General features: G+C 64.5%; 26 protein-coding genes, 1 tRNA gene and 1 other RNA gene. 7 read left to right on the top strand and 21 right to left on the bottom strand.

The window, feature by feature from the left end; all coding sequences use genetic code 11:
• The 3 genes from ftsL to mraZ are packed head-to-tail and all read right to left on the bottom strand — an operon-like array spanning position 1 to position 1801.
• On the bottom strand, positions 1–372 hold the full coding sequence (gene ftsL, locus IG169_RS12240) for a cell division protein FtsL (protein WP_193176494.1): 372 nt from the start codon (positions 370–372) through the stop codon (positions 1–3).
• Positions 369–1364, bottom strand: coding sequence for a 16S rRNA (cytosine(1402)-N(4))-methyltransferase RsmH (gene rsmH, locus IG169_RS12235; RefSeq protein ID WP_281435917.1), 996 nt, complete (start codon positions 1362–1364; stop codon positions 369–371). The genes ftsL and rsmH overlap by 4 nt, the downstream gene beginning before the upstream one ends.
• Entirely contained in the window at positions 1361–1801 is a 441-nt protein-coding gene (gene mraZ / locus IG169_RS24065; RefSeq protein ID WP_343225644.1) for a division/cell wall cluster transcriptional repressor MraZ, read from the bottom strand. Before mraZ ends, rsmH begins: the two co-directional genes overlap by 4 nt.
• A 433-nt stretch (positions 1802–2234) precedes the next feature.
• Between mraZ and IG169_RS12230 the strand changes: the two genes are divergently transcribed.
• Positions 2235–3404: a cytochrome P450 gene (locus tag IG169_RS12230; RefSeq protein ID WP_193176492.1), complete on the top strand. Its 1170-nt coding sequence runs from the start codon at positions 2235–2237 to the stop codon at positions 3402–3404.
• 55 nt (positions 3405–3459) lie between these two features.
• Here the strand turns inward: IG169_RS12230 and msrQ are convergent, their stop codons facing one another.
• The 6 genes from msrQ to IG169_RS12200 form a co-directional block, all read right to left on the bottom strand.
• A complete protein-coding gene (gene msrQ, locus IG169_RS12225) occupies positions 3460–4065 on the bottom strand; it encodes a protein-methionine-sulfoxide reductase heme-binding subunit MsrQ (protein ID WP_193176491.1) in 606 nt (201 codons plus the stop codon).
• 4 nt (positions 4066–4069) lie between these two features.
• Complete coding sequence (gene msrP, locus IG169_RS12220; protein ID WP_246717339.1) at positions 4070–5020, bottom strand: protein-methionine-sulfoxide reductase catalytic subunit MsrP; 951 nt, start codon at positions 5018–5020, stop codon at positions 4070–4072.
• Positions 5021–5126: 106 nt separating this feature from the next.
• Positions 5127–5546, bottom strand: an RNA gene (gene rnpB / locus IG169_RS12215) — RNase P RNA component class A.
• Positions 5547–5619: 73 nt separating this feature from the next.
• On the bottom strand, positions 5620–7197 hold the full coding sequence (locus tag IG169_RS12210; RefSeq protein WP_193176489.1) for an EAL domain-containing protein: 1578 nt from the start codon (positions 7195–7197) through the stop codon (positions 5620–5622).
• A 241-nt stretch (positions 7198–7438) separates the two neighbouring features.
• A complete protein-coding gene (locus tag IG169_RS12205; protein ID WP_193176488.1) occupies positions 7439–8140 on the bottom strand; it encodes a 5-formyltetrahydrofolate cyclo-ligase in 702 nt (233 codons plus the stop codon).
• A gap of 86 nt (positions 8141–8226) precedes the next feature.
• The gene (locus IG169_RS12200; protein WP_193176487.1) at positions 8227–8697 is read right to left on the bottom strand and encodes an anthrone oxygenase family protein; all 471 of its coding nucleotides are present in this window, start codon (positions 8695–8697) and stop codon (positions 8227–8229) included.
• Between the two features lie 105 nt (positions 8698–8802).
• Here IG169_RS12200 and IG169_RS12195 point away from each other — a divergent pair, with 105 nt between their 5' ends.
• Positions 8803–9468 (top strand): TetR/AcrR family transcriptional regulator, encoded by a 666-nt coding sequence (locus tag IG169_RS12195; RefSeq protein ID WP_193176486.1) that lies wholly within the window; start codon positions 8803–8805, stop codon positions 9466–9468.
• Positions 9469–9519: 51 nt separating this feature from the next.
• On the opposite strand, the gene yacG is transcribed toward IG169_RS12195, so the two are convergent.
• The 7 genes from yacG to murA all read right to left on the bottom strand — a co-directional run bounded on the left by yacG (position 9520) and on the right by murA (position 14432).
• On the bottom strand, positions 9520–9702 hold the full coding sequence (yacG, locus tag IG169_RS12190) for a DNA gyrase inhibitor YacG (protein WP_193176485.1): 183 nt from the start codon (positions 9700–9702) through the stop codon (positions 9520–9522).
• Between the two features lie 7 nt (positions 9703–9709).
• Complete coding sequence (locus IG169_RS12185; RefSeq protein WP_193176484.1) at positions 9710–10333, bottom strand: Maf-like protein; 624 nt, start codon at positions 10331–10333, stop codon at positions 9710–9712.
• Between the two features lie 78 nt (positions 10334–10411).
• Positions 10412–10630, bottom strand: a complete 219-nt coding sequence (gene infA / locus IG169_RS12180) for a translation initiation factor IF-1 (protein WP_131567658.1) — start codon at positions 10628–10630, stop codon at positions 10412–10414.
• Between the two features lie 127 nt (positions 10631–10757).
• Positions 10758–11249, bottom strand: a complete 492-nt coding sequence (locus IG169_RS12175; RefSeq protein ID WP_193176483.1) for a UPF0262 family protein — start codon at positions 11247–11249, stop codon at positions 10758–10760.
• 16 nt (positions 11250–11265) lie between these two features.
• Entirely contained in the window at positions 11266–12564 is a 1299-nt protein-coding gene (gene hisD / locus IG169_RS12170; RefSeq protein WP_193176482.1) for a histidinol dehydrogenase, read from the bottom strand.
• Positions 12565–12582: 18 nt separating this feature from the next.
• The gene (locus IG169_RS12165) at positions 12583–13026 is read right to left on the bottom strand and encodes a DUF2948 family protein (protein ID WP_193176596.1); all 444 of its coding nucleotides are present in this window, start codon (positions 13024–13026) and stop codon (positions 12583–12585) included.
• A 116-nt stretch (positions 13027–13142) separates the two neighbouring features.
• Positions 13143–14432, bottom strand: coding sequence for a UDP-N-acetylglucosamine 1-carboxyvinyltransferase (gene murA, locus IG169_RS12160; RefSeq protein WP_193176481.1), 1290 nt, complete (start codon positions 14430–14432; stop codon positions 13143–13145).
• A gap of 226 nt (positions 14433–14658) precedes the next feature.
• On the opposite strand from murA, the gene IG169_RS12155 reads away from it, so the two are divergent.
• Positions 14659–14820: a Thivi_2564 family membrane protein gene (locus tag IG169_RS12155; RefSeq protein ID WP_193176480.1), complete on the top strand. Its 162-nt coding sequence runs from the start codon at positions 14659–14661 to the stop codon at positions 14818–14820.
• Between the two features lie 34 nt (positions 14821–14854).
• Here the strand turns inward: IG169_RS12155 and IG169_RS12150 are convergent, their stop codons facing one another.
• The gene (locus tag IG169_RS12150; RefSeq protein WP_193176479.1) at positions 14855–15037 is read right to left on the bottom strand and encodes a hypothetical protein; all 183 of its coding nucleotides are present in this window, start codon (positions 15035–15037) and stop codon (positions 14855–14857) included.
• A gap of 116 nt (positions 15038–15153) precedes the next feature.
• On the opposite strand from IG169_RS12150, the gene IG169_RS12145 reads away from it, so the two are divergent.
• Positions 15154–15228 (top strand) — tRNA-Thr (locus IG169_RS12145).
• Between the two features lie 132 nt (positions 15229–15360).
• Here IG169_RS12145 and IG169_RS12140 read toward each other — a convergent pair.
• Positions 15361–15792 carry a c-type cytochrome gene (locus IG169_RS12140; protein WP_193176478.1) on the bottom strand — a complete coding sequence of 144 codons (432 nt, stop codon included), beginning with the start codon at positions 15790–15792 and terminating at the stop codon, positions 15361–15363.
• 327 nt (positions 15793–16119) lie between these two features.
• Between IG169_RS12140 and recQ the strand changes: the two genes are divergently transcribed.
• Positions 16120–17922: a DNA helicase RecQ gene (gene recQ / locus IG169_RS12135; protein WP_193176477.1), complete on the top strand. Its 1803-nt coding sequence runs from the start codon at positions 16120–16122 to the stop codon at positions 17920–17922.
• A gap of 158 nt (positions 17923–18080) precedes the next feature.
• Positions 18081–18779, top strand: coding sequence for an SDR family NAD(P)-dependent oxidoreductase (locus IG169_RS12130; protein ID WP_193176476.1), 699 nt, complete (start codon positions 18081–18083; stop codon positions 18777–18779).
• Positions 18780–18807: 28 nt separating this feature from the next.
• Here the strand turns inward: IG169_RS12130 and IG169_RS12125 are convergent, their stop codons facing one another.
• The 3 genes from IG169_RS12125 to IG169_RS12115 all read right to left on the bottom strand — a co-directional run bounded on the left by IG169_RS12125 (position 18808) and on the right by IG169_RS12115 (position 21043).
• Positions 18808–19530, bottom strand: a complete 723-nt coding sequence (locus IG169_RS12125; RefSeq protein WP_193176475.1) for a DUF6639 family protein — start codon at positions 19528–19530, stop codon at positions 18808–18810.
• Positions 19531–19615: 85 nt separating this feature from the next.
• Positions 19616–19996, bottom strand: a complete 381-nt coding sequence (locus IG169_RS12120; RefSeq protein ID WP_193176474.1) for a hypothetical protein — start codon at positions 19994–19996, stop codon at positions 19616–19618.
• 57 nt (positions 19997–20053) lie between these two features.
• Entirely contained in the window at positions 20054–21043 is a 990-nt protein-coding gene (locus IG169_RS12115; RefSeq protein ID WP_193176473.1) for a diguanylate cyclase domain-containing protein, read from the bottom strand.
• A 336-nt stretch (positions 21044–21379) separates the two neighbouring features.
• Here IG169_RS12115 and IG169_RS12110 point away from each other — a divergent pair, with 336 nt between their 5' ends.
• On the top strand, positions 21380–21793 hold the full coding sequence (locus tag IG169_RS12110; RefSeq protein WP_193176472.1) for a c-type cytochrome: 414 nt from the start codon (positions 21380–21382) through the stop codon (positions 21791–21793).
• Positions 21794–21796: the final 3 nt, after the last annotated feature.

Raw genomic sequence — 21796 nt, 5'->3', positions numbered from 1 at the left:
TCAGTTGCCCTTCACGCTTCCGGTCGTCACCGAATCCGGCATCTCGCCGGCGATGATGTCGGCGATGCCGTCCCCGGCGGGGACGGCCGGCGGCGCCGGCAACTCGTTCGGATGGACGATCTGTTGCGGTTCGGTCGGGCGCAAATTTAGCTGATCCGCATAGAGGTCGGAAAGCTGCTGCAGCCGCGACGGCTGGCTGAGATAGGCCCAGTCGGCATGCAGGAGATTGATCGTGTCCTTCTCGAGCTTGATGCGCCGTTGCAGCTCCGCGATCTGCTTGAGATTGCGCTCCGCGTCATGCTTGACGTTATAGGTCCAGGTCGCCGCGCCCAGCATCAGGACGATCAGCGCGATATTGATGATGCGCATCATGGCTGCCGTCTCCCGTCTGTCGTTTTCGGCCAGGGAAGGTCGGGCAGGCCGAACAGCCCCATGTCGGCCGGCAGTGCCGGCGCGTCCGTGCGCGTGCCGGCGCGCAGTTTCGCCGAGCGGGCGCGCGGATTGCGCTCCGCCTCGGCCTCGGAGGCCTTGAGCATCGCCTTGCCCTCGGCGGCGAAGGTCGCCGGCTTTTCCGCGACTTCCGGCATGTGGCGCGAGCCGCCGCCGCCGCCCATCCGGTCCTGGAAGAAGCGCTTGACGATGCGGTCTTCCAGCGAATGGAAGGTCACCACGGCGAGCCGGCCGCCGCTCTTCAGAATGCGTTCGGCGGCAAACAGCGCGCGGGCGAGTTCTCCGAGCTCGTCATTGACGAAGATGCGCAGCCCCTGGAAGGTCCGCGTCGCCGGATGGATGCGGTCTTTCGGGCCGCGCCCGACCGCCTTTTCGACGATGCGCGCGAGATGCCCGGTCGTCTCGATGCGTCCGGCCGCGCGCTCCCTCTCGATTGCCCGCGCCACGCGCCCCGCATGGCGCTCCTCGCCGAGAATGCCGATGATCCGGATCAGTTCGGAAACCGCAAAGGAATTGACCACGTCGGCGGCGCTCAGCCCCGACTGCGCCATGCGCATGTCGAGCGGCCCGTCCTTGCTGAACGAGAAACCGCGCTCCGCCTGGTCGATCTGCATCGAGGACACGCCGATGTCGAGCACGACGCCGTCGACACTCGCCGCGCCGAAATGCTCGTCCATCCGCGAGAACGGCGCTTCGATCAGGTCCAGCTTTCCCTGGAACTCGGCGAGCATCGGAGCCGCATCGCGGATGACGTCGGGATCGCGATCGAAGCCGGTCACCTGCGCGCCCTTGCCGAGGATCGCGCGCGCATAGCCGCCGGCGCCAAACGTACCGTCGACGACATGGTCGCCGGGCGCCGGCGCGAGCGCCGCCACGACCTCGTCGAGCATCACCGGGATATGGGGCGCGCTCAAGCCGAGGCCTCGCGCGCTGCGCGCAGGCGCTGACGCACCGCCTCGCGATAGGCGTGGAAGCGGCCCGGCTCCCACATCTGGAAGAAGTGGCCGCGCCCGACGAAGGCGATCTCGTCGGTTATGCCCGTATGCTCGCGAATGAAATCCGTCACCGTGATGCGTCCGTCCTTGTCCAGTTTCAGGAACGCGCCATCCCCGTGACAGAAGAAGGACATGTCGTCGGAGGAGCGAAGGAAAGGATCGTCCTGCGCCAGCCGCGCCTCGTAGCGCTCCAGAAGATCCATGCCGCCCGCGTCGATCGCATCCATGTCGATCGCCTGCAGCGCATAGAGTTCCCCCAGGCCCCGTTTCTGCAGCACGCCGCGAAACAGGGCGGGCACCGAGACCCGTCCCTTGGAGTCTATTCTGTTCACCGCGTTCGAGAGAAAACGGTCCACGCCAAACACCTGCCGTTCCCGTCCCGCTGAAGGCCCGTCCCGAAGCCATCGCCAAAGACTTTCCGTTCATCGTGCCGCACAAGGTGGTTTCACCTCGCGCCGTCCATCAAGAAGCTGCGTGTAGAGCGCAAAAGGCACGTCACGCGACCCGAGGTCACGCTGCGCCCGCCCCTCGCGGGCAACGTGCAATCCCTGATGAATGAGGCAGTTCTGCCCGGCTTGAATCTTGTGCTTATGGGATATCATGGGTGAACATGGGAATCAATGGGATCACGGGACACAATCCGAAAAACAGCCCTCCCCGCGCCATGCGGATCCCATCCTTTGTGAACCGTTAACCTTAAGGAAGCGTTGAAGCCGCGGCGGACCCGCGCCTTGACACCCGTGATGGCGCGGGTCATCGAAATGCAGGACACCGTTCGAGGAGGAGCACGTGTCGAATGCGCCGGTCTACGACATCGATCCTGACGCCTTCTGGCGCGATCCCTATCCCGATCTGAAGATCATGCGCCGCGACTGTCCCGTCGCTTATGTGCCGCAGCTCGGCGCGACGCTGATGACGAAACGCGACGCCATCTTCGTCAACGAAAAACGCACCGACATCTTCTCGTCCCGCCAGCCCGGCGGCCTGATGACGCAGTTGATGGGCGAGAACATGATGCGCAAGGATGGCGACGCCCATGCCGCCGAACGCCGCGCCATCTTTCCGACCGTCTCGCCGAAAACCGTCAAGACGGTGTGGCTGGCCGGATTCGAGGAGAACGCCGACCGCATCCTCGACGGCATCGCACCGAAGGGTGAGGCCGATCTGGTCGCTGACTATGCCCTGCCACTATCCGCCGAGGCGCTGAAGGCGATAACCGGTCTCACCAACATGCATTTCGCCGAGATGAACCGCGTCAGCCAGGGCATGATCGACGGCTGCGCCAACTATGCCGGCGACCCGGAAATCGAGGCGCGCTGCAACGACTGCACGGCATCGATCGACCGGCATATCGACGAGCGCATGCCGCAGGTCGAGGCCGCGCCCGATCATTCGCTGCTCTCGGTGCAGATGCGGGCCGGCCTGTCGGACGAACAGGTCCGCGCCAACATCAAGCTCGCAATTTCCGGCGGCCAGAACGAGCCGCGCGACGCCATCGCCGGCGCCGCCTGGGCCCTCATGACCCATCCCGATCAACTCGCGCTGATCGCACGCGGCGAGGCGACATGGTCGCAGGCCTTCGAGGAATATGCGCGCTGGATCGCGCCGATCGGCATGTCGCCGCGCCGCATCGCCCGCGACGCCGAAGTCGACGGCGTGTCGCTGGAGGCGGAGGAGCGCTTTTTCTTCATGTTCAGCTCGGGCAATCGCGACGAGGAGATCTTCGACGCCCCCGAGGAATTCGACATCACCCGTGACCTGCAGCAGACGATCTCGTTTGGGGCCGGCCCGCATTTCTGCGCCGGCGCATGGGCGTCGCGCGCGTTGATCGCCGAGGTCGCGCTGCCGAAACTCTTTGCCCGCCTGCCGGGATTGCGTCTCGCCGAAGGCGCCGACGTCCCCTTCGTCGGCTGGGCCTTTCGCGGCCCGTTATCCGTTCCGGTTGTCTGGGATGCCTAGAGCTTTTCCAGGAAAAGTGTGAAGCGGTTTTCCGCTCGGAATTGCGATCGGAAAACTAGGCCGCCCGCGCCCTGCGCCGTGCCGGCTTGACCAGCCGGATCGCCAGCAGCCCGGCGATGATCGCCAGATAGATGATCGGTTCCGGCGGCCACGCCTTCACCAGCAACAGATAGTGAACCGCGCCGAACAGCGCCGCCGGATAGACGAGCTTGTGCAGCTTGCGCCACCCGGCCGCTCCGAGCTTGCGGATCGACAGGCTGTTCGAGGTGATCGCCAGCGGGATCAGCATCACGAAGGCCGCCATGCCGATGGTGATATAGGGCCGCTTGACGATGTCCTTGCCGATCGCCAGCCAGTCGAATTGCTGGTCGAGCACCAGATAGACCGCCAGGTGCAGCACGACATAGAGGAAGGCCGTCAGCCCGACCGCGCGCCGGTATTTCACCAGGTTGATGCGCGCGAACCGCATCAACGGCGTGATCGCGAGACCGAGGATCAGGAAGCGCAGGGCCCATTCGCCGAGCCCGTGCTCCAGCACCTTCATCGGGTCCGCGCCGAGCCTGTTCTCGACGCCGCGCCAGAGAAGGTCCACCGCCGGGATCAGCCCGACGGGATAGATCACCCAGTCGGGCAGCGCGGTCCAGAGTTTTGATTGTGCCATGACGTCAGAAATACTTCTTCAGGTCCATGCCCTCGTAGAGCGAAGCGACCTGATCGCCGTAGCCGTTGAACATCTGCGTGTCGATGCGGCTCGCGAACAGCCCGCCACCGATGCGCCGCTCCGTCGCCTGGCTCCAGCGCGGATGGTCCACATTCGGATTGACGTTGGAATAGAAGCCGTATTCGCGCGGGTTCTGCATGTTCCAGGTCGCCGGCGGCTGCTCCTCGGTGAAGCTGATCTTGACGATCGACTTGATGCCCTTGAAGCCGTATTTCCACGGCACCACGAGCCGCACCGGCGCGCCGCTCTGGTTCGGCAGCGTTTCGCCGTAGAGCCCGACGGCGAGAATGGTCAGCGGATGCATCGCCTCGTCCATCCTGAGCCCCTCGACATAGGGCCAGGGCAGGATCGGGAAGGTCGAGTTCTGTCCGGTCATTTCCTCGGGCCGCACCAGCGTTTCGAAGGCGACGTATTTGGCGCTGCCCTGCACGTCGAACTTGTCGATGATGCTGGCGAGCGGAATGCCGGCCCACGGGATCACCATCGACCAGGCCTCGACGCAACGGTGCCGGTAGATGCGGTCTTCCAGCGTGTATTTGGTCAGCAGGTCCTCGATGTCGATCGTGCCCGGATTGTTGACCAGTCCGCCGACCTCGATCGTCCAGGGCCGCGTCGTCAGCGAGCCGGCATTTTTCGCCGGATCGCCCTTGCCGGTCCCGAATTCGTAGAAATTGTTGTAGGTCGTGATGTCTTCGTAGCTATTCGGCGTCTCGTCGGTCGAAAGCGGGCTCGAAACCGTTGCAAGCTTCTGGCGCTCCTCTTCGGCCCGGGCGGTCCCGCTCGCCCCCGCCAGCGCGAGGCCCGCGGCCCCGGCCATGAAGGCGCGGCGGTTCAGAAAAACGGATTTCGGCGTGATTTCGGACGCCGGCGGAACGGGATAACGGTAGACAGGCAACAAAGCCTCCTCACGACAGGATTGCATTTGCCTCACGTATACACAGCGCCGCGTTCACTCGGGATCACATCTCGGCGCGCGATAATCACGCCTTGTTGAGCGGAAAAATACCAGCCGGCCTGTAAGCCGGGTTCTGTACGGCCGGGGCAAGCCCCGGCGTGACGGCCATTCCTCTGGGACGGACATTGCTGCCCGCCTCAAGCAACCTACCCGGATGGCATTCCGGAAACAGAACCGGGCCGAAGCCCTGTGCCATCCCTATTCGGTCTTGCTCCCGGTGGGGTTTGCCATGCCATGCCTGTTGCCAGCCATGCGGTGGGCTCTTACCCCACCCTTTCACCCTTGCCCCGCCTGTGTTTGCGCCCGTTTACGGCGAAAAAGGCAGGCGGGGCGGTTTGCTTTCTGTGGCACTTTCCCTAGGGTCGCCCCCGCCGGACGTTATCCGGCACCGTGTTCCCATGGAGCCCGGACTTTCCTCGCCCGCCGCCTTTCGGCATATGGAGGGCGCGGCCGTCCGGCCGGCTGGTCGGATGCATGTAGTCCGCCGCGCCGGACAATGCAAACGCCGGGATTTCCCGGTTGCCGGTGCGGGACGCCGTTCAGGCGACCGCGCGGATGGGACGGCGGCCATATGTCAGCGCCAGTTCCTCGCGGCTGACGGGCCGCTTGTAATGATAGCCCTGGAACAGCCGGCATCCGGCAACGGCGGCGCGCACGCCGTCCGCCTCGCTTTCGATCCCCTCGGCGACCACCGACCGGTCGAGATGGTCGGCGATCTGCACCACCGCGCTGACGAAAACGTCGGTGACGCGATCGAGGCCGATATTCTGGATGAACGACTTGTCGATCTTGATGATGTCGAAGGGCAGCGTGCGCAGCTGGTTGAACTCGCTGTAGCCGAGCCCGAAATCGTCGAGCGCGATCCTGAAACCCGCCGCGCGCAGATCGTCGATCCGCTTGACGAATTTCTCCGACGTCTCGAGCAGCGAACTCTCGGTGATCTCCAGGATGATGTTGCGGGCCTCGACGCCATGCTTTTCCAGCACGTCGAGATAGTCGCGCTTGAATTCGGCCAGCCGCAACTGCCGTGCCGAAACGTTCACGTTGACCGGCACATCCGGCAATTCCGGCAGGTCGCGGCATACTCGGCTGAGCACGAAAACCCCGAGATCGTGGATCATGTTCGATTTTTCCGCGACCGGGATGAACTCCGCCGGGCTGATCGTGCCGCGCACCGGATTGTCCCAGCGCACCAGCGCCTCCAGCGAATTCAGCTGCCCGTCGCCGTCGACGATCGGCTGATAGACCACGGACAGCTGCTGCATCAGGATCGCCGCGCGCAATTCGCGTTCGACGAAGCGCTCGTGGCGCATGTCGCCGAGAATGTCCTTGCGGAAGAACGACCATCCGGCGCGTCCGTTGCGCTTGGTCTGGTAGAGCGCCATGTCGGCATGGGACATCAGGACGCGCATATTGGTGTCGTCGCGCGGCGAGACGGCGATGCCCATCGAGGCCGAGAGCGGCTGGCGCCGGCTGTTCAGATAGACCCCGTCGCGCAAGGTGGCGAGCAGGGTTTCGCAGGCCTGTTCGATATAGGCTTCCGAAATCTCCTCCTCATGCGAAAAGAAGACCGCGAATTCGTCGCCGCCGAGACGGCCCACCGTCGCCTGGTGGAAGGCATCCTTGGCGGCCCGGGCGCAGAATTCGAGCACCTGGTCGCCGGCCGGATGGCCGAACCCGTCATTGAGCTGCTTGAAATGATCGATGTCGATGACGACCAGCGCGACGGAGCCGCGCTTGCGGTGCCTGGCGAGCGCCTCCTCATAGGCATCGAGGAAGCAGCTCCGCGACAATGCCCCGGTCAGCGGATCGATACGGTTCTGCCTGTCGATCATCGAATAGGTGCCGTGAAGCTTGATCAGCTTGCGCGCCATCGACCGGTAGAGTTCGATCACGGCCAGGACCGACGCGGCGGCCAGCGCCACGCCGATGGCCGGAACCAGCCGCAACAGCGTGGACGGCATCAGATTGGAAAAATCGGCGGCGAAATAGGCTGGTGCGAGCGCGGCGATGAAGAACAGCCCGAGCAGCAGCCGGCGTTCCTTGCGGAAGCCTTCCAGGTAGCAGAAGACCTGTGCGGAATTGTGAAGTTCTGGCGTCGGACGATGGACAGGCACCGGATGACTCTCGCGCGTGTTTGAAAGGGCGTGCTGCGGACCGGGCAAGCAGCCGGTCATCGGCGAGGCTTGCCATCCATGTCAGGCGCCGGGGCTTCATGCCGCCCGCGAAGTCGGTTCGCGGCAATCCTTGTCGAAAAGAGCAAAGACTTCATTAAGTCGCAGCGCAAAAAGCCCCGCGTTCCGGGATTTTTGCGCCCGAATCCGGCATCGCGCGGCCTTTCGGCGGCACGACGTCACGTCACTTTCCGGCGTCCGGCACGCTCCGCCGCACCGTGCCGCCCTCCGTCACGATTACATCCATGGGAACATCGTGCGGCTGCGCGAAGATCGTCGCGATCCGCTGGCAATCGTAGCCGACGCCGATCACCTGCGGCTTTGCGGACATGCCGGCAAGCGTCCGGTCGAAGAAGCCGCCGCCATAGCCGAGCCGGAAACATCTCTCGTCGAAGCCGACCACCGGCGCCAGCACGATATCGGGCGTCACGATGCGCCCGTCCTTCGGAACCGGGATCTTCCAGACGCCCGGTTCCAGCGCCTCGCCGGGCCGCCATGACCGGAAGACGAGCGGACGGCCCTTTTCGACGACGACCGGCAGCGCCGCGGTCCCGCCCTCCGCCAGCACATGATCGATCAGCGGTCTGAGATCCGGCTCGCCCCGGAACGGCCAGTAGAAACTGACGATGCGGTCTTTGAAACCGCCCGCTTGCGCGATCACGCCATCGGCAATCGCCTGCGACCATTGTTTCCGTTCCTCGGCGGAGAACGCCAGCCGCGCCGCGATCAGGCGCTGCCGTTCGGCCTTGCGCCAGCGCGCGACGTCGCGGCGCTGTTCCTCGTCCACGGCCACGAATGCGCCGTCGAACCCCTCGGCGAGTTCATGCGCCATACAGGGCGGCGAGGCATAGGATGCGGGGCTTTGATGGTCGCGGTCCGAGGTCATGGCGGTCCTCCCGCCGCAAATCTAGCGCAAACAGCCACGCTTCCGCCATCCGTTTGCGCCATGCCGGCGTCGCTCCCCGCAGCCGTTCAGGCGCTTCTTTGGCTGAAGACGGCTGCGATCAGGGCAACCTCAGTCAGCACCGACACGACCATCCTGACAACATGCCAGTGCCACCAGGTGTCGCGTATGGCGGTCCAGTCCGGCGGCAGGGCGTCCGTCGTCCATGTCATGACCTGGGCGTTGATCGGCTGGTTTGCGAAACGCGTGATCACGCCGCCCGCAATGAACCCGACGATGGCGATGACGTAGAGCGAAAGCGCCACAGGCCGTTCGCGACTCATGAAGGCAAGCACGACCGTCAGCACAAGGCCGGCCATCGCTATCCCCGGGAGCAGGACGTTCAGACCGCGCACCGCGCCCTGATGGACCTCCACGAAAGTCGCGGGCGAAAAACCGTGCGGATTGTATCCCTGCCAGACGCCGAAGGTACTTCCGGCGACCAGGGAAATCAGCGAGATGGCGAGTATCTGGACAAGTGTGGTCACGACGGAAAGCATGGCGATATCCTCTCCCGGCCGGTACGGCGCGACAGTCGCGTGTTCCCGTGGAATCTTGATTTTGATAAACTGGCAATATATTGAATACAGTGTATATGTATCGAAATGATTGAACCTGTCAAGCCGAATAAGCGCCGCTACCGGTCCGCCCTGCGCGCCGCCCAGGCGCACGACACCCGCAACGCGGTTCTGGAAGCCGCGCGCAAGCTCTTCACCGAAAAAGGTTGGGAGACGCCGGTCAGCGCCATAGCCCGGGAGGCCTCCGTCTCGAACGAAACGGTCTACGCGGTGTTCGGCAACAAGCAGGCGATCCTGGAACAGCTGATTGGCGCCGTGCTGCGCGGCGGCGACGAAAAGACGCCGCTCATCGATCAGCCGGAACGGCGGGCCATTCTCGCCGAGGCCGACCCGAAGCGCCGGATCCGCCTGTTCGCGACCGACATCGCGGCGGTTCTCGCCCGCATCGCCCCCCTTGTCGACGTCGTGCGTTCGGCCGCGCGCACAAATCCTGAAATCGCGGAACTCTATGCCAGGCTGCATCGCGGACGCCGCGACAATCTTGAAATCTTCATCGCCGCATTGGACAGCCAGGGAATGTTGCGCGAAGGCCTCGATCGGGACATCGCTGTGGCCACGGTCTGGCGGCTGGCGAGCCCGGAGCTTTTCCTCCTCGTCACGCGCACCGAAGGCATCGCCCATGCGGATTATGCGGACTGGCTGGCCGGCATGCTCGAGGCGTCGCTCCTCGACGGCGACGCGACCCGGGCGTAGAAGACGGATTCGACGGCACGCGGTACGGCCGCTGTCACCGCCGGCGGCCGGTCATTCCTCGTCGAGGTTTTCTTCGGCTTCCGTCACCGGGATCGCGTAGGAACCGGACAGCCAGCGGTTGAGGTCGATGTCCTTGCAGCGCTGCGAGCAGAACGGATAGGTCTCGCGTTTGCTCTCCTTGCCACATTCCGGGCATTTGCGCTTCGGGCGCAGCGGTTCGACCTTGGCCACCATGACAGCCTCAGACACCCTGCAGCCAGTTGAAATGGACCTTGTAGCCCTCTCCGGTCAGCAGCGAGACGGTCTCGTAGAGCGGCAGGCCGACGACATTGGTATAGGAGCCGACGAGACGCACGACGAAAGTGCCCGCCAGTCCCTGGATGGCATAGCCGCCTGCCTTGCCGCGCCATTCGCCCGAGGCGAGATAGCTTTCCATTTCTTCCGACGTGATCCGCTTGAACCGCACCCGCGTCTCGCACAATTTCTGGCGCAGCTTGCCCTTCGGCGTGATCAGGCAAAGCCCGGTATACACCTTGTGATTGCGCCCCGACAGCATGCGCAGGCATTGCGACGCCTCGTCGAGCAGTTCGGCCTTCGGCATGATCTGGCGGCCGACGGCGACGACAGTGTCGGCGGCGAGCAGGAAGGCGTCTTCCGGCTTGTCCTCGTCGCGCAGATGCGCCCAGGCCTTTTCCGCCTTCTCGCGGCTCAGCCGGCGCGCCAGCGAGCGCGGATGTTCGGATTTCAGCGGCGTCTCGTCGATATTGGCCGGCAGCAGCCGGTCCGGCTCGATGCCGGCCTGGGCGAGCAGCTCCACCCGCCTGGGTGAACCGGATGCCAGCACAAGTTTCTGAAACGCGCTCATTGGGAAACTCTGTTCCGGGAAACTCTGGTCAATGCATCCGCCGCCCTTGCGTTGCGGGCGCATTCGCCCGCGAGGCGGTTATTTGAAGCGATAGGTAATACGGCCCTTGGTCAGGTCGTAGGGCGTCATCTCGACAAGCACCTTGTCGCCCGCGAGCACGCGGATGCGGTTCTTGCGCATCTTGCCGGCGGTATGGGCAATGATTTCGTGTTCGTTTTCCAGTTTCACCCGGAAGGTGGCGTTCGGCAGCAATTCCGTCACCACGCCCGGAAACTCGAGGACTTCTTCTTTCGCCATTCGGTCTCTTTTCTGTCCAATGCAAAAAGGCTGCCCTTCGGACGCAGCCTGTTATTCGGCCATCTCTTAACGCGTCGGCCCTTGGCCGACAATAGTTTAATGAATTGCAAACGCACGGGTTCCGGTTCTACCCGCGCCAGTGCAGCACGCAGACCAGCGTGAAAAGCCGCCGCGCCGTGTCGAAATCCATGTCGAGCTTGCCGCTCAGCCGGTCCATCAGCGTCTGCGACCCGTCATTGTGAACGCCGCGCCTGGCCATGTCGATCGTCTCGATCTGGCCCGGCGTCGACATCTTGATCGCCTCGTAATAGCTGTCGCAGATCATGTAGTAATCCTTGATGATCCGCCGGAACGGCCCGAGCGCAAGGATATGGGTGGCGACCTTGTCGCCGTTCTCGCGCGTCACGTCGAAGACCAGCCGCCCTTCCATGATCGACAGCGACAACTTGTAGGGACCGCTCTTCTCGTCGCCGACGACCTGGAACTTGTTTTCCTCCAGCAGGTCGAAGATCGCGACCGCGCGCTCATGCTCGACGTCCGGCGTCGAACGGCCGATGGACTCATCGAGGACGACGTCGATCAGTCGCGCATTGGGTCCGAAATTATCGCCGCTCGCCATCGCCGGAACTTCAACCTCAAAGATTGAGCCGGATGGAGACCGAACGGCCATGCGCGTCCAGTCCCTCCGCTTCCGCAAGGGCGATCGCGGCGGGCCCCAGCGCGCGCAATTGCTCCGGCCCCAACTGTAGCAGCGACGTGCGCTTGACGAAATCCATCACCGACAGGCCCGAGGAAAACCGCGCCGAGCGCGCCGTCGGCAGCACGTGGTTGGAACCGCCGACATAGTCGCCGATCACCTCCGGCGTATAGCGACCGATGAAGATCGCGCCCGCATTGCGGATCCTGCCCGCCAGCGCCTCGGCGCCCTCGCACGCCAGTTCCAGGTGTTCCGCGGCAATCCGGTTGGCGATCGCGACCGCCGTGTCGCCGGCCAAGTCCGGCACCTCGATGACGGCGCCGAAGTCGCGCCAGCTCGCCGACGCCGTTTCCGCGCGTGGCAAGGTCTTCAACTGGGTCTCGACGGCCTCCGCGACCCGCTGGCCGAAGCCCGCGTCGTCGGTGATCAGGATCGATTGCGCCGCTGCGTCATGCTCGGCCTGCGCCAGCAGGTCGGCGGCGATCCAGTCGGGATCGTTCTCGCCATCGGCCATCACCAGCACTTCCGACGGGCCGGCGATCATGTCGATGCCGACCGTGCCGAAGACCTGCCGCTTGGCGGCCGCGACATAGGCGTTGCCCGGCCCGACGATCTTGGCGACAGGCTCTATCGTCTCCGTCCCGTAGGCAAGCGCGGCGACCGCCTGCGCCCCGCCGATCCGGTAGATTTCGGTCACGCCGGCCAGATGCGCGGCCACCAGCACCAGCGGGTTGAGCTTGCCGTCCGGCGACGGCACCACCATCACCACGCGCTCGACGCCGGCGACGAACGCCGGCACCGCGTTCATCAGCACCGAGCTCGGATAGGACGCCGTGCCGCCCGGCACGTAGAGACCGACGGCCTCCACCGCCGTCCAGCGCGAACCGAGCGTCACCCCGATCGGATCGACATAGATGTCGTCCTTCGGCATCTGCCGCGCGTGATGCGAGCGGATGCGGTCGCGCGCCAGCCTCAGCGCCTCGACCACCGACGGGTCGGCTCCCTCGACCGCCTTTTCGGCTTCCTCCGCCCCGATGCGCACCGGAATCGCATTCAGGTCGAGCCGGTCGAATTTCAGCGTGTAATCGGCAAGCGCCGCGTCGCCGCGCTTGCGCACGTCGTCGAGGATCGCGCGCACGGTCGTGTCGACATCCGCCGACGCTTCCCGCTTGGTCAGCAGGAAAGCCCGGAAACGGGTTTCGAAATCGGCATCGCTGGCATTGAGAAAAAGCGGCAAATCAGGTCTCCACCCGGATCAGTTGACGGGATGGCGCGGCTTGAAGCGGGTTTCCCACGCGCCGCCGAGGTCTTCCAGCTGCGCTTCCACGCATTCGACGTCGAGATGGATCAACGGCCCGTCGGCGAAGACCAGCTCGATCGTGCCCGCCGGCGCATCGGTTTCGGCGAAGCGCACCGCCAGAAGCGACAGCACCTGGTCGGAATCGCCCTGGCGCACGCCGCTGGTGCGCACCTTGAGGACGCGCGCGAACGAGAGAACCGCCTGGCGGCGTTCATAGCTGTTGCCGTCGCGCGATTTCTTGCCCGCGGCATCCCAGGCAAAACGGTTGATGACGAGCGTGAAGCGTTTTTCGCGCGACCGGTAGTCGATCGCGTCCGGTCTGGTCACGGCATCCTGCGCCTGCGCCGAGATCACGGCGAGGTCTTCGGCGTCCAGGGCCATCAGTTTGAGCCGGTCCATCGTCCTCGGTACCTGGGTTTTGCGGGCGGGCATGACCGCCATTCAGCTGTGCTGATACGGCTTTCCATGCTGCAACGCAACCGGACCAGGGAGGCAGTTTTGTACCGGACCGGCGGTTAGCCGGAAATGCGCTCGATCTGCGCGCCGCATGCTTGCAGCTTGGCTTCGAGCCGCTCGAAGCCGCGATCGAGGTGATAGACGCGGTTCACGGTCGTCTCGCCTTCGGCGACGAGACCGGCGATCACCAGCGAAACAGAGGCGCGCAGGTCCGTCGCCATGACGGGCGCGCCCTTCAGCACGGGAACGCCGTATACCGTCGCCGTCTGGCCGTTGAGCGAGATGTCGGCGCCCAGACGGGCCAGTTCCTGCACATGCATGAAGCGGTTTTCGAAAATCGTCTCGGTGATGTGCGAGGTGCCATTGGCCCTGGTCATCAGCCCCATCAGCTGCGCCTGCAGATCGGTCGGAAAGCCGGGATAGGGATCGGTGCGCACATCGACCGGCATCAGCCCGTTGCCGTTGCGATAGACGCGGATGCCGTCCTCGACATCCGTGATCTCGATGCCCGCCTCGCGCAGCACGTCGAGCGCGCTTTCCAACAGGTCCGCGCGCGCGCCCTTCAGCACCACGTCGCCGCCGGTCATGCCGACGGCCATCGCATAGGTGCCCGTCTCGATGCGGTCCGGGATCACACGATGCCGCGCGCCCGACAGCGAGGTGACGCCGGTGATGCGGATCTCGTCGGTGCCCGCGCCCTCGATCCTGGCGCCCATGGCGTTCAGGCAGTCGGCCAGATTGACGACCTCCGGTTCGCGCGCCGGATTCTCGATGATCGTGTCGCCCTTGGCGAGCGCGGCGGCCATCAGCATCACATGCGTCGCGCCGACAGAGACCTTCGGGAAGCGGTAATGCGCGCCGGTCAGGCCGTCTTTCGCCGTCGCGTGCACGTAACCGCTCTCGATCACGATATCCGCGCCGAGCGCTTCCAGCGACTCGATGAACAAATCGACCGGTCGCGTGCCGATGGCGCAGCCGCCGGGCAGCGACACCCGCGCCTCGCCCATCCGCGCCAGAAGCGGGCCGATCACCCAGAAGCTCGCCCGCATCTTGGAAACCAGTTCGTAGGGCGCGGTGATGTCGACGATATTGCGCGCGGTGAAATGCACCGTGCGCGCATAGTTGGAATCCTCCGATTGCCGCCGTCCGGTCACCGAATAGTCGACGCCGTGGTTCGACAGGATGCGGATCAGCGATTCCACGTCGGCCAGATGCGGCACGTTTTCCAGCGTCAGCGTATCGTCCGTGAGAAGCGAGGCGATCATCAGCGGCAGGCTGGCATTCTTCGCGCCGGAAATCGGAATGACGCCGTTGAGCGCATTCCCGCCCGTGATCCTGATCTGGTCCATATATGCTGTCCCCGGCCTCTCGGGCGGGCCTCTCTTCGTCCGCGAAATTGTCGCGGCGGCCGAAATTGCGGTCGCGAGCGTTTAACGCATGGTTATGTTATGTTCAAGGCAAGCCGGCTGCCCAGAGCGGGAGAAGGAGGGAACCCCTGTCCGCCTCAACCATTATACCTCTCGACAGTTCCACCCGAACCACGCCGGACAATCGCGCCGGCAGGAAGAAAGCGCCATGTCCATAATCATCGGAATCCTGATCACCTTTCTCGTCATCGTGCTGGTGCTCTACCTCATCCAGCGCCTGCCGCTCGATGCGAAAGCCCGCCAGATCGCGCAGGTCATCGTCATCATCATCGGCATCGTGTCGCTGCTGAAATACCTGGCCGTATTCTAGACCCGCAAGATTCCAGACCCGCAAGGCCGCGGCTCTAGCCGTCGTCATTCCCGTCCGGATCGGATGCGTCCTTCCCGGCCGCCCCCAGCCCTTCCGGCCGCTCGTCGGCCTCGCCGGCCCGCTTGGCGCGCGCCTGCGCCTTGCGGCGCGCCAGATTGGCGCGCAACTGCTGCGCCAGACGCTCCTTGCGCCGGTCTTCGGGCGATTTCGTTGTCATGACGATGGATATGGCGCATTTCCGCGCCTGTGCAAAGGCACCGCCGAATTGCCGCTGATTACGCCTTGCACTCGCAATTTGCTTGTGGCAGAAGCCGCTCACGTTTCCCGGACGACGCTGCCGTAGCTCAGGGGTAGAGCACTCCCTTGGTAAGGGAGAGGCCGAGAGTTCGAATCTCTCCGGCAGCACCATCCAGAAATCCCGCCACATTCAGCCTTGATCGGCCCGTTCCCGGATCCGGGAAGGGATTGCTGCGATCTGTCGAACTGGACGTGAAGAGGCTCACACATCAGGGCGCCGACACGCCCTGATGTGCTTTGCATTCACTTTTCCTGGATGGATTCGATGTAATCGACCAGCGCGACCATGCGCGCCCGCACCAGAAGTTCCGCGCTGAACGGCTGCGTGCCGCCGGTAGCCTCGCGCGAGAAGACATCGCCCCATATCGGCATCTTGCTGTCGCCATGACCGCGGGTGCCGGAACGGCCGTCAATAATGTGGTAGACTTTCACGAAGGGATATACGTCGCCATTGTCCTTGAGCAGCTTCGTCAGGTCGGACGGAGGAACTTTCAGTTCGTCGGCGAATTCGCCGTGCCCCCTGCCGTCGGCCCCGTGGCAGACGGCACATGCCTCAGTGTAAAGCTGTTTCCCCATTGCCATATCGTCGGCCGCGGCGCTCGGACCCGCAAGCCCAATTACTCCGGCGCCGCCAACCAATGCCGCGACCAGATATTTCCCAATTCGTGCCGTCATGAACTCCTCCTTCATTCCACCCAAAAGCTGATGGACAATTCATTATGATTTTTGCCGTTCCCACCTTCATTGATTTCCATCAATACGGAAATCCGGCACTCACGAACCAGGGCGACATGGACGCGATGACCGCGCCACCGGGTTAGGGATCCCCGATCAAACGGCATGGTTCACGTCAGTCCCGCCATCGCCGATTTTCCGGCCCGCCAACAGCCATCCACGCCTAATTGCCCCGCCGCGATTGCGCCGCCCCGCCGGCATGCCTAATGCTGGGCGCATTCACCCGTGATTCCCCGCAACGCGCCCTCGCCCGGCAGTCGAGCCCCGATGTCCAGCAAACACGCCGTTCTGAAAGACGTTTTCGGTTTCGACGATTTCAGGCCGGGCCAGGAGCGCATCGTCGATATCCTGCTGGCGGACCGCAACGTGCTCGCCGTCATGCCGACGGGCGCCGGCAAGTCGCTGTGCTACCAGGTTCCCGCGCTGGTCAAGGGCGGTCTGGCCGTGGTCGTCTCGCCGCTGGTCGCGCTGATGCAGGACCAGGTCGCGGCCCTCAAGCTCGCCGGCGTCGCCGCGGAGACCATCAACTCGTCCGCCGGCCGCGAGGAAAATGTCGCGATCTGGCGCCGCGTCGCTTCCGGACAGGTGCGCATCCTCTACCTTGCGCCCGAGCGGCTGATGACCGGCCGCATGATCGCGGCGCTGCAAAAGACCGGCGTCAGCCTGATCGCCATCGACGAGGCGCATTGCATCTCGCAATGGGGCGCGTCCTTCCGGCCGGAATACGACATGCTGCAGGAACTGAGGACGGCCTTTCCCGGTGTGCCGATCGGCGCGGTCACCGCCACCGCCGACGAGGCGACGCGCCGCGACATCGTCGAGAAGCTCTTCGCCGGCGATGCCGAGCAATATGTCGCCGGCTTCGACCGCCCCAATATCAGCCTGACCGTCGAGCCCAAGGCGAACACGAAAAAGCAGCTCCTCGCCTTCCTCGAGGGCCGCCCGTCGCAAAGCGGCATCGTCTATGCCCTTTCGCGCAAGAGCAGCGAGGAACTGGCCGCCTTCCTGTCGGACAATGGCTACCGCGCCGTGCCCTATCACGCGGGGCTTTCGCCCGAGCAGAGATCCGATGCGCAAAACCTCTTCATGACGGAAACCGGCGTCATCGTCTGCGCCACGATCGCCTTCGGCATGGGCATCGACAAGCCGGACGTGCGCTTCGTGTTCCATGCCGACCTGCCCGGCTCGCTCGACGCCTATTACCAGGAAATCGGCCGCGCCGGGCGCGACGGCATGCCCGCCGACGCCCATATGGTCTTCGGCCTGCAGGACATCTCGATGCGCCGCCGCTTCATCGACGGCGAGAATGGCGACGAGGAGCGCCGCCGCCGCGAACACAAGCGCCTCGACTCGCTGGTCGCCTATTGCGAGGCGCCGGAATGCCGCCGCCAGAGCCTCTTGTCCTATTTCGGCGAGACGACCGGGCCCTGCGGCAATTGCGATGTCTGCATCAATCCGGCCGAGACCGTCGACGGCGGCGAGGATGCGCGCAAGATCCTGCTCGCCGCGCAGATGACCGGGGAGCGCTTCGGCGCGACGCATCTCGTCGACCTGCTGCTCGGCAAGGCCAACCCGAAGGCGCAGTCGCTCGGCCATGACCGGTTGCCGGTCTTCGCGGCCGGCCGCAACCAGCCCCGCAATGTCTGGCAGTCGCTGGTCCGCCAGCTCGTCGGCGGCGGCTATCTGGTGATCGACGTCGCCGGCTATGGCGGCATCTCGATTTCGCCCAAGGGCCACGACCTGCTCGAACGCAAATGCGAGTTCCGCTACCGGCCGGACATGATCCGTCCCGCCGGCAGGAAGGCGCGCTCGGGCGCCGCGATCGAGCTGGACGCCGATGTCCCGCAAGCACTCCTCGAACGCCTGAAGGCGCGGCGCACCGTTCTGGCGCGCGAACGCTCGGTCCCGGCCTATGTCATCTTCTCCGACAAGACGCTGATCGACATGGCGAAACGCCAGCCGGCAAACCACGCCGATTTCGCCGAACTCCACGGCGTCGGCGCATCCAAGCTGGAAAAATTCGCCGACACCTTCCTCGAGGAAGTGCGCCTTCACCGCGAAAGCGCGTAACCCGTCGGCCGCGCGAGTTTGCCCGGCTCCTCCCTGACAGGCGATGCCACATGTTGATCGGGAAGAACCGGTTATCCTGCCTGTTATTTGCGTGAGCGGCGCATATGGCGTTTTATCGCCCCTTGCCCGGCCAATCCTGCTCGCAAGGTGATAGCGCAATGACCAAACCAATCGCTCTCGTTGTCGGCGTCGGAGACGGCCTGTCGGCCTCGCTGGCCCGCCGCCTCCACAAGGAAGGCTACGCGCTTGTGCTCGCCGCGCGCGACATCGGCAAGATCGCCGCGCTCGCCGGCGAAACCGGCGCCGAGCGGATCGCCTGCGACGCATCGAAACCCGCCGACGTCGACAAGCTGTTCGCCGCCATCGGCGGCCCGCTGCGCGTCGCGATCTACAACCCCTCGGCGCGCCAGCGCGGCCCGCTGGTCGAGCTTGACCCGGACGCGGTCAACCATGCCATCCAGGTCACGGCATTCGGCGCCTTCCTGGTCGGCCAGGCGGCGGCCCGCAAGATGCTGGCGCAGCCCCCGGAAAACGGCGTTCTCGGCACGATCCTGTTCACCGGCGCTTCGGCGGGCGCGAAGGGATTTCCGCAATCGGCGCCCTTCGCCATGGGCAAGTTCGCCCAGCGCGGCCTAGCGCAGTCGATGTCGCGCGAACTGCATCCGCAGGGCATCCACGTGGCGTGGATCAATATCGACGGCGCCATCCGCATTCCCGGCCGCGTCGAGCCGCCGGACCGGCCCGACTCGATGCTCGATCCGGACGCCATCGCCGAAAGCTACCTCGCCCTGGTCAGACAGGACCGTTCCGCATGGTCGGAGGAACTGACGCTCCGGCCATGGGTGGAAAAGTTCTGAAGACCGCGTAAAGCGGGCATCCACTGTCTCAGTAGGTCGGCTGGTCCTTCAGCCTTATGTCGCCGGAAAGAAGCCGTTCGACAAACGCGCCGCCATCTTCCTGCTTCATGAAATGCCGGTATGCCTCGACGGCGAATCGTCCGGGATCGAGTTGATAGCTCAGGAAGTTGATTTCCACCGCGCCGTCGTAACCATCGCCGGGAAACCGGCTCAGGATCTCGGATCGCTGGCCCGGCTCCAGGACCGAAATCTGCACCACGCCCGCGATATATTCCTGGGCGGCGGCGGATGGATGCGCAAAACCGAAACTCCCCGCCGCCAGCGCATGCGCCACCTCGTGCGCAACGTAACTCCTGTAAATGCCCGCGTCGTTCGGGACCCTGAAGGCCTGCGGCGCTTCGGTATCGCGGATGCACCGGTCGCTCCCGAGGACATGGATGTCGCCATGGAGCCAGTCATAACAGCCGACGGCATCGCGCAGACCGGACGGCAGCGTTTCCACGATGTTGATCTCGACCGTTGCGCGTTGCGGCACGCCAATCGCGCCGAGGAAATCGATCGCGGCAGCCGCACCCTCGCAGATCCAGTCCGTATTGGCCGGCGCCTCGAGACGGATGACCGCGTCGGTTCCGCTGCAGCGAAAGGACGGCGCGGATGCTTCCCCCGCTTCGGCCGGCGCGACGGCGCTGGCGGCAAGCTGGCAGAAAATGCCGGACAGGTACGCGATGGTGATCTTCGGCCTGGCGATCATGGGCGCAAATTTTCCGTTGGGTCAGGTCGGGAAGTGTGCGCCAATGGGCGGGCTCAGCCAAGGCCAAACCGCCGCAAGATGCGCTTCAGCAGGGTTCGCCGCCGCCCACGAAACCGAGATAATCCTCGATCGCCATGTCCTCCGCCATCGTGACGCAGCCGCCTTTTACAAACGCGACGAGAACATTCGCATTGCCGCTGCAATGCATGACCATGACGCGGTCGGGCGGGCATGTGTCGCTCTCGCCGTCGCAGGAATAGGCGCGCAGAAGTGCGTCGCGCCCCTCGCCCAGAAGTTCGAAATAGCGGATCCCCGCATTGCGGGCGATCACATCGTCACGCCAATGTTCCCAGGCGAGTTCCGGCCGTTCGCATTGGCTTTCACCGGCCTGCGCGGCCGCCATCGACAGCATAAGGGCCATGCCGAAAACGGCGCCGGCCGGCTGCAATCTGCGCGAGGCTTTCATGCCGTCACAATGTCACGGTCGGTTCGCATGGGAAAGATCCGGCGGCGCTACACCGCATCAAGCACGTTTCAGCCACGCCCCGTCGTCCGCCTGCCGCACGTGCTTGGCATTCTTCGCCTCGTAGAGCGCCGCGTCGGCGATCTGGAACAGCGTTTCCGCATCGGCGCCGTCGTCGGGCGCCAGCGCCATCCCGACGCTCGTTCCGATCCGGATCGTCTCGTCGTCCACGGTGAACGGTTGCAGCATTTCCAGTTCGATGCGCTTGGCGAGCGCCTCCGCGTCGCCGCGACCGCCGATCCCGGCCTGGATGAGCACGAATTCGTCGCCGCCGATCCGCGCGACCGTGTCGCCCTGGCGCGAGAACCGCCGCAACCGCTCCGCGACAAGCTTCAGCACCTCGTCGCCCACTGCGTGACCATGGGTGTCGTTGACCGGCTTGAACTTGTCGAGGTCCAGGCAATGGACCGCGAATTTGGTACCGTGGCGCGCCGCCGCCAGCGCCTGGTTCAAGCGTTCGCCGAGCAGCCGCCGGTTGGCGAGATCGGTCAACTGGTCGTGATGCGCCATGTGGTGAATGATGTTCTGGTTGTGCCACGTCTCCGTGATGTCGAAATAGGTGGTCACGAAACCGCCGCCCGCCAGCGGCGCGCCCCGCACCTCGATCAGCGATCCGTTCGAACGCCAGCGCTCGTAGTGATGCGCTTCGCGCTTGCGCACCAGCGCCAGCCTCTCCGCGAGGATCTCCTCGACATCGCCCGGCCCGTATTCGCCACGCTCGGCATTGAAGCGGAAGATATCCTCCAGATGCGGCGGATCCGGCTCGAACATGCTGTCCGGATAGCCGTGCATCGACTTGAATTGCTCGTTGTAGGCGACCAGCCGAAGGGTGCTGTCGATAACCGAGATGCCACCCGGAAAATGGTCGAGGATCGCCTGGAAGGTCAGCAACTGCTCGACGAGATCGTCGGGCGTCGCCGCAAGCAGCCTGTCGTAAACCGTATTGACCGGCGCGGCGCTCCCGGCGCGCGCGCGATTGCTGGGTTGCATGCAGGACTCCGCATTGGATGAAGCGCGTCCGGACGGCCGCAGGCGGACCCGATCCGGTGGCGGAACATCTGCCGATACGGCATTCCAGACGCGGCGTCATGCGGTGCCGCAAGGATGGCGGCAGGGTCTGGCAGGTAAAATCTAGCCGTATCCGCTGAATCTCCGGTTAAGAAACACCCCCTGATTTGCGTGTACCGGCGACGCTATTGATCAACGTCAACGCCTGGCGCCCATCCTCTGCATACATTTGATCTCAGGTAATCTCGCAACCGTTTGCCCGCAGAAGCCTCCGGATCGGGATTGCCGCGTCAACGAACCGCCTTGAGGAGGAAACCCATGAAATTCAACGTGTTTTTTGCGTGTGTCGCCGTGGCGGCGATTGCCGTTCCAGGTGTCGCGTCCGCCCAGATGACCGCGGGCGAGATCGAGTACACCCAGGCCTGCGCATCCTGTCATGGCGCCTCCGGCAAGGGCGACGGCCCGGTTTCGACCTATCTGAGCGTCAAAGTTCCGAATCTGACGAAGATTACCGCCAGGAACGGGGGGACGTTCCCATTCCAGGACCTGATGGAAATGATCGACGGCCGCAACGCCGAGCGCCAAATCGGTGCGCACGGAATATCCATGCCGGTCTGGGGCGATCGCTTCATGACGGACAGCGGTTCGCCCGACCCTGTCGAAAACGAGATCAACACGCTCGGGCGGGTTTCGTCGCTAGTCTACTACCTATACCGCATCCAGGACAAATAGGCA

It is taken from the genome of Oricola nitratireducens (genome assembly GCF_014904745.1).
Lineage (GTDB): Bacteria > Pseudomonadota > Alphaproteobacteria > Rhizobiales > Rhizobiaceae > Oricola > Oricola nitratireducens.
This window is presented reverse-complemented; position numbering and strand designations above follow the sequence as displayed.

Bases quoted from the DNA above. Each gene is read 5' to 3' on its own strand.
- IG169_RS12110 (WP_193176472.1), top strand. From the start codon at position 21,380: ATGAAATTCAACGTGTTTTTTGCGTGTGTCGCCGTGGCGGCGATTGCC.
- IG169_RS12205 (WP_193176488.1), bottom strand. From the start codon at position 8,140: ATGACCTCGGACCGCGACCATCAAAGCCCCGCATCCTATGCCTCGCCG.
- IG169_RS12165 (WP_193176596.1), bottom strand. From the start codon at position 13,026: ATGGACCGGCTCAAACTGATGGCCCTGGACGCCGAAGACCTCGCCGTG.
- IG169_RS12155 (WP_193176480.1), top strand. From the start codon at position 14,659: ATGTCCATAATCATCGGAATCCTGATCACCTTTCTCGTCATCGTGCTG.
- infA (WP_131567658.1), bottom strand. From the start codon at position 10,630: ATGGCGAAAGAAGAAGTCCTCGAGTTTCCGGGCGTGGTGACGGAATTG.
- yacG (WP_193176485.1), bottom strand. From the start codon at position 9,702: ATGGTGGCCAAGGTCGAACCGCTGCGCCCGAAGCGCAAATGCCCGGAA.
- murA (WP_193176481.1), bottom strand. From the start codon at position 14,432: ATGGACCAGATCAGGATCACGGGCGGGAATGCGCTCAACGGCGTCATT.
- IG169_RS12150 (WP_193176479.1), bottom strand. From the start codon at position 15,037: ATGACAACGAAATCGCCCGAAGACCGGCGCAAGGAGCGTCTGGCGCAG.
- msrQ (WP_193176491.1), bottom strand. From the start codon at position 4,065: ATGGCACAATCAAAACTCTGGACCGCGCTGCCCGACTGGGTGATCTAT.
- ftsL (WP_193176494.1), bottom strand. From the start codon at position 372: ATGATGCGCATCATCAATATCGCGCTGATCGTCCTGATGCTGGGCGCG.
- IG169_RS12130 (WP_193176476.1), top strand. From the start codon at position 18,081: ATGACCAAACCAATCGCTCTCGTTGTCGGCGTCGGAGACGGCCTGTCG.
- IG169_RS12125 (WP_193176475.1), bottom strand. From the start codon at position 19,530: ATGATCGCCAGGCCGAAGATCACCATCGCGTACCTGTCCGGCATTTTC.
- IG169_RS12115 (WP_193176473.1), bottom strand. From the start codon at position 21,043: ATGCAACCCAGCAATCGCGCGCGCGCCGGGAGCGCCGCGCCGGTCAAT.
- IG169_RS12120 (WP_193176474.1), bottom strand. From the start codon at position 19,996: ATGAAAGCCTCGCGCAGATTGCAGCCGGCCGGCGCCGTTTTCGGCATG.
- IG169_RS12140 (WP_193176478.1), bottom strand. From the start codon at position 15,792: ATGACGGCACGAATTGGGAAATATCTGGTCGCGGCATTGGTTGGCGGC.
- IG169_RS12185 (WP_193176484.1), bottom strand. From the start codon at position 10,333: ATGAGCGCGTTTCAGAAACTTGTGCTGGCATCCGGTTCACCCAGGCGG.
- IG169_RS12200 (WP_193176487.1), bottom strand. From the start codon at position 8,697: ATGCTTTCCGTCGTGACCACACTTGTCCAGATACTCGCCATCTCGCTG.
- IG169_RS12175 (WP_193176483.1), bottom strand. From the start codon at position 11,249: ATGGCGAGCGGCGATAATTTCGGACCCAATGCGCGACTGATCGACGTC.
- recQ (WP_193176477.1), top strand. From the start codon at position 16,120: ATGTCCAGCAAACACGCCGTTCTGAAAGACGTTTTCGGTTTCGACGAT.
- IG169_RS12195 (WP_193176486.1), top strand. From the start codon at position 8,803: ATGATTGAACCTGTCAAGCCGAATAAGCGCCGCTACCGGTCCGCCCTG.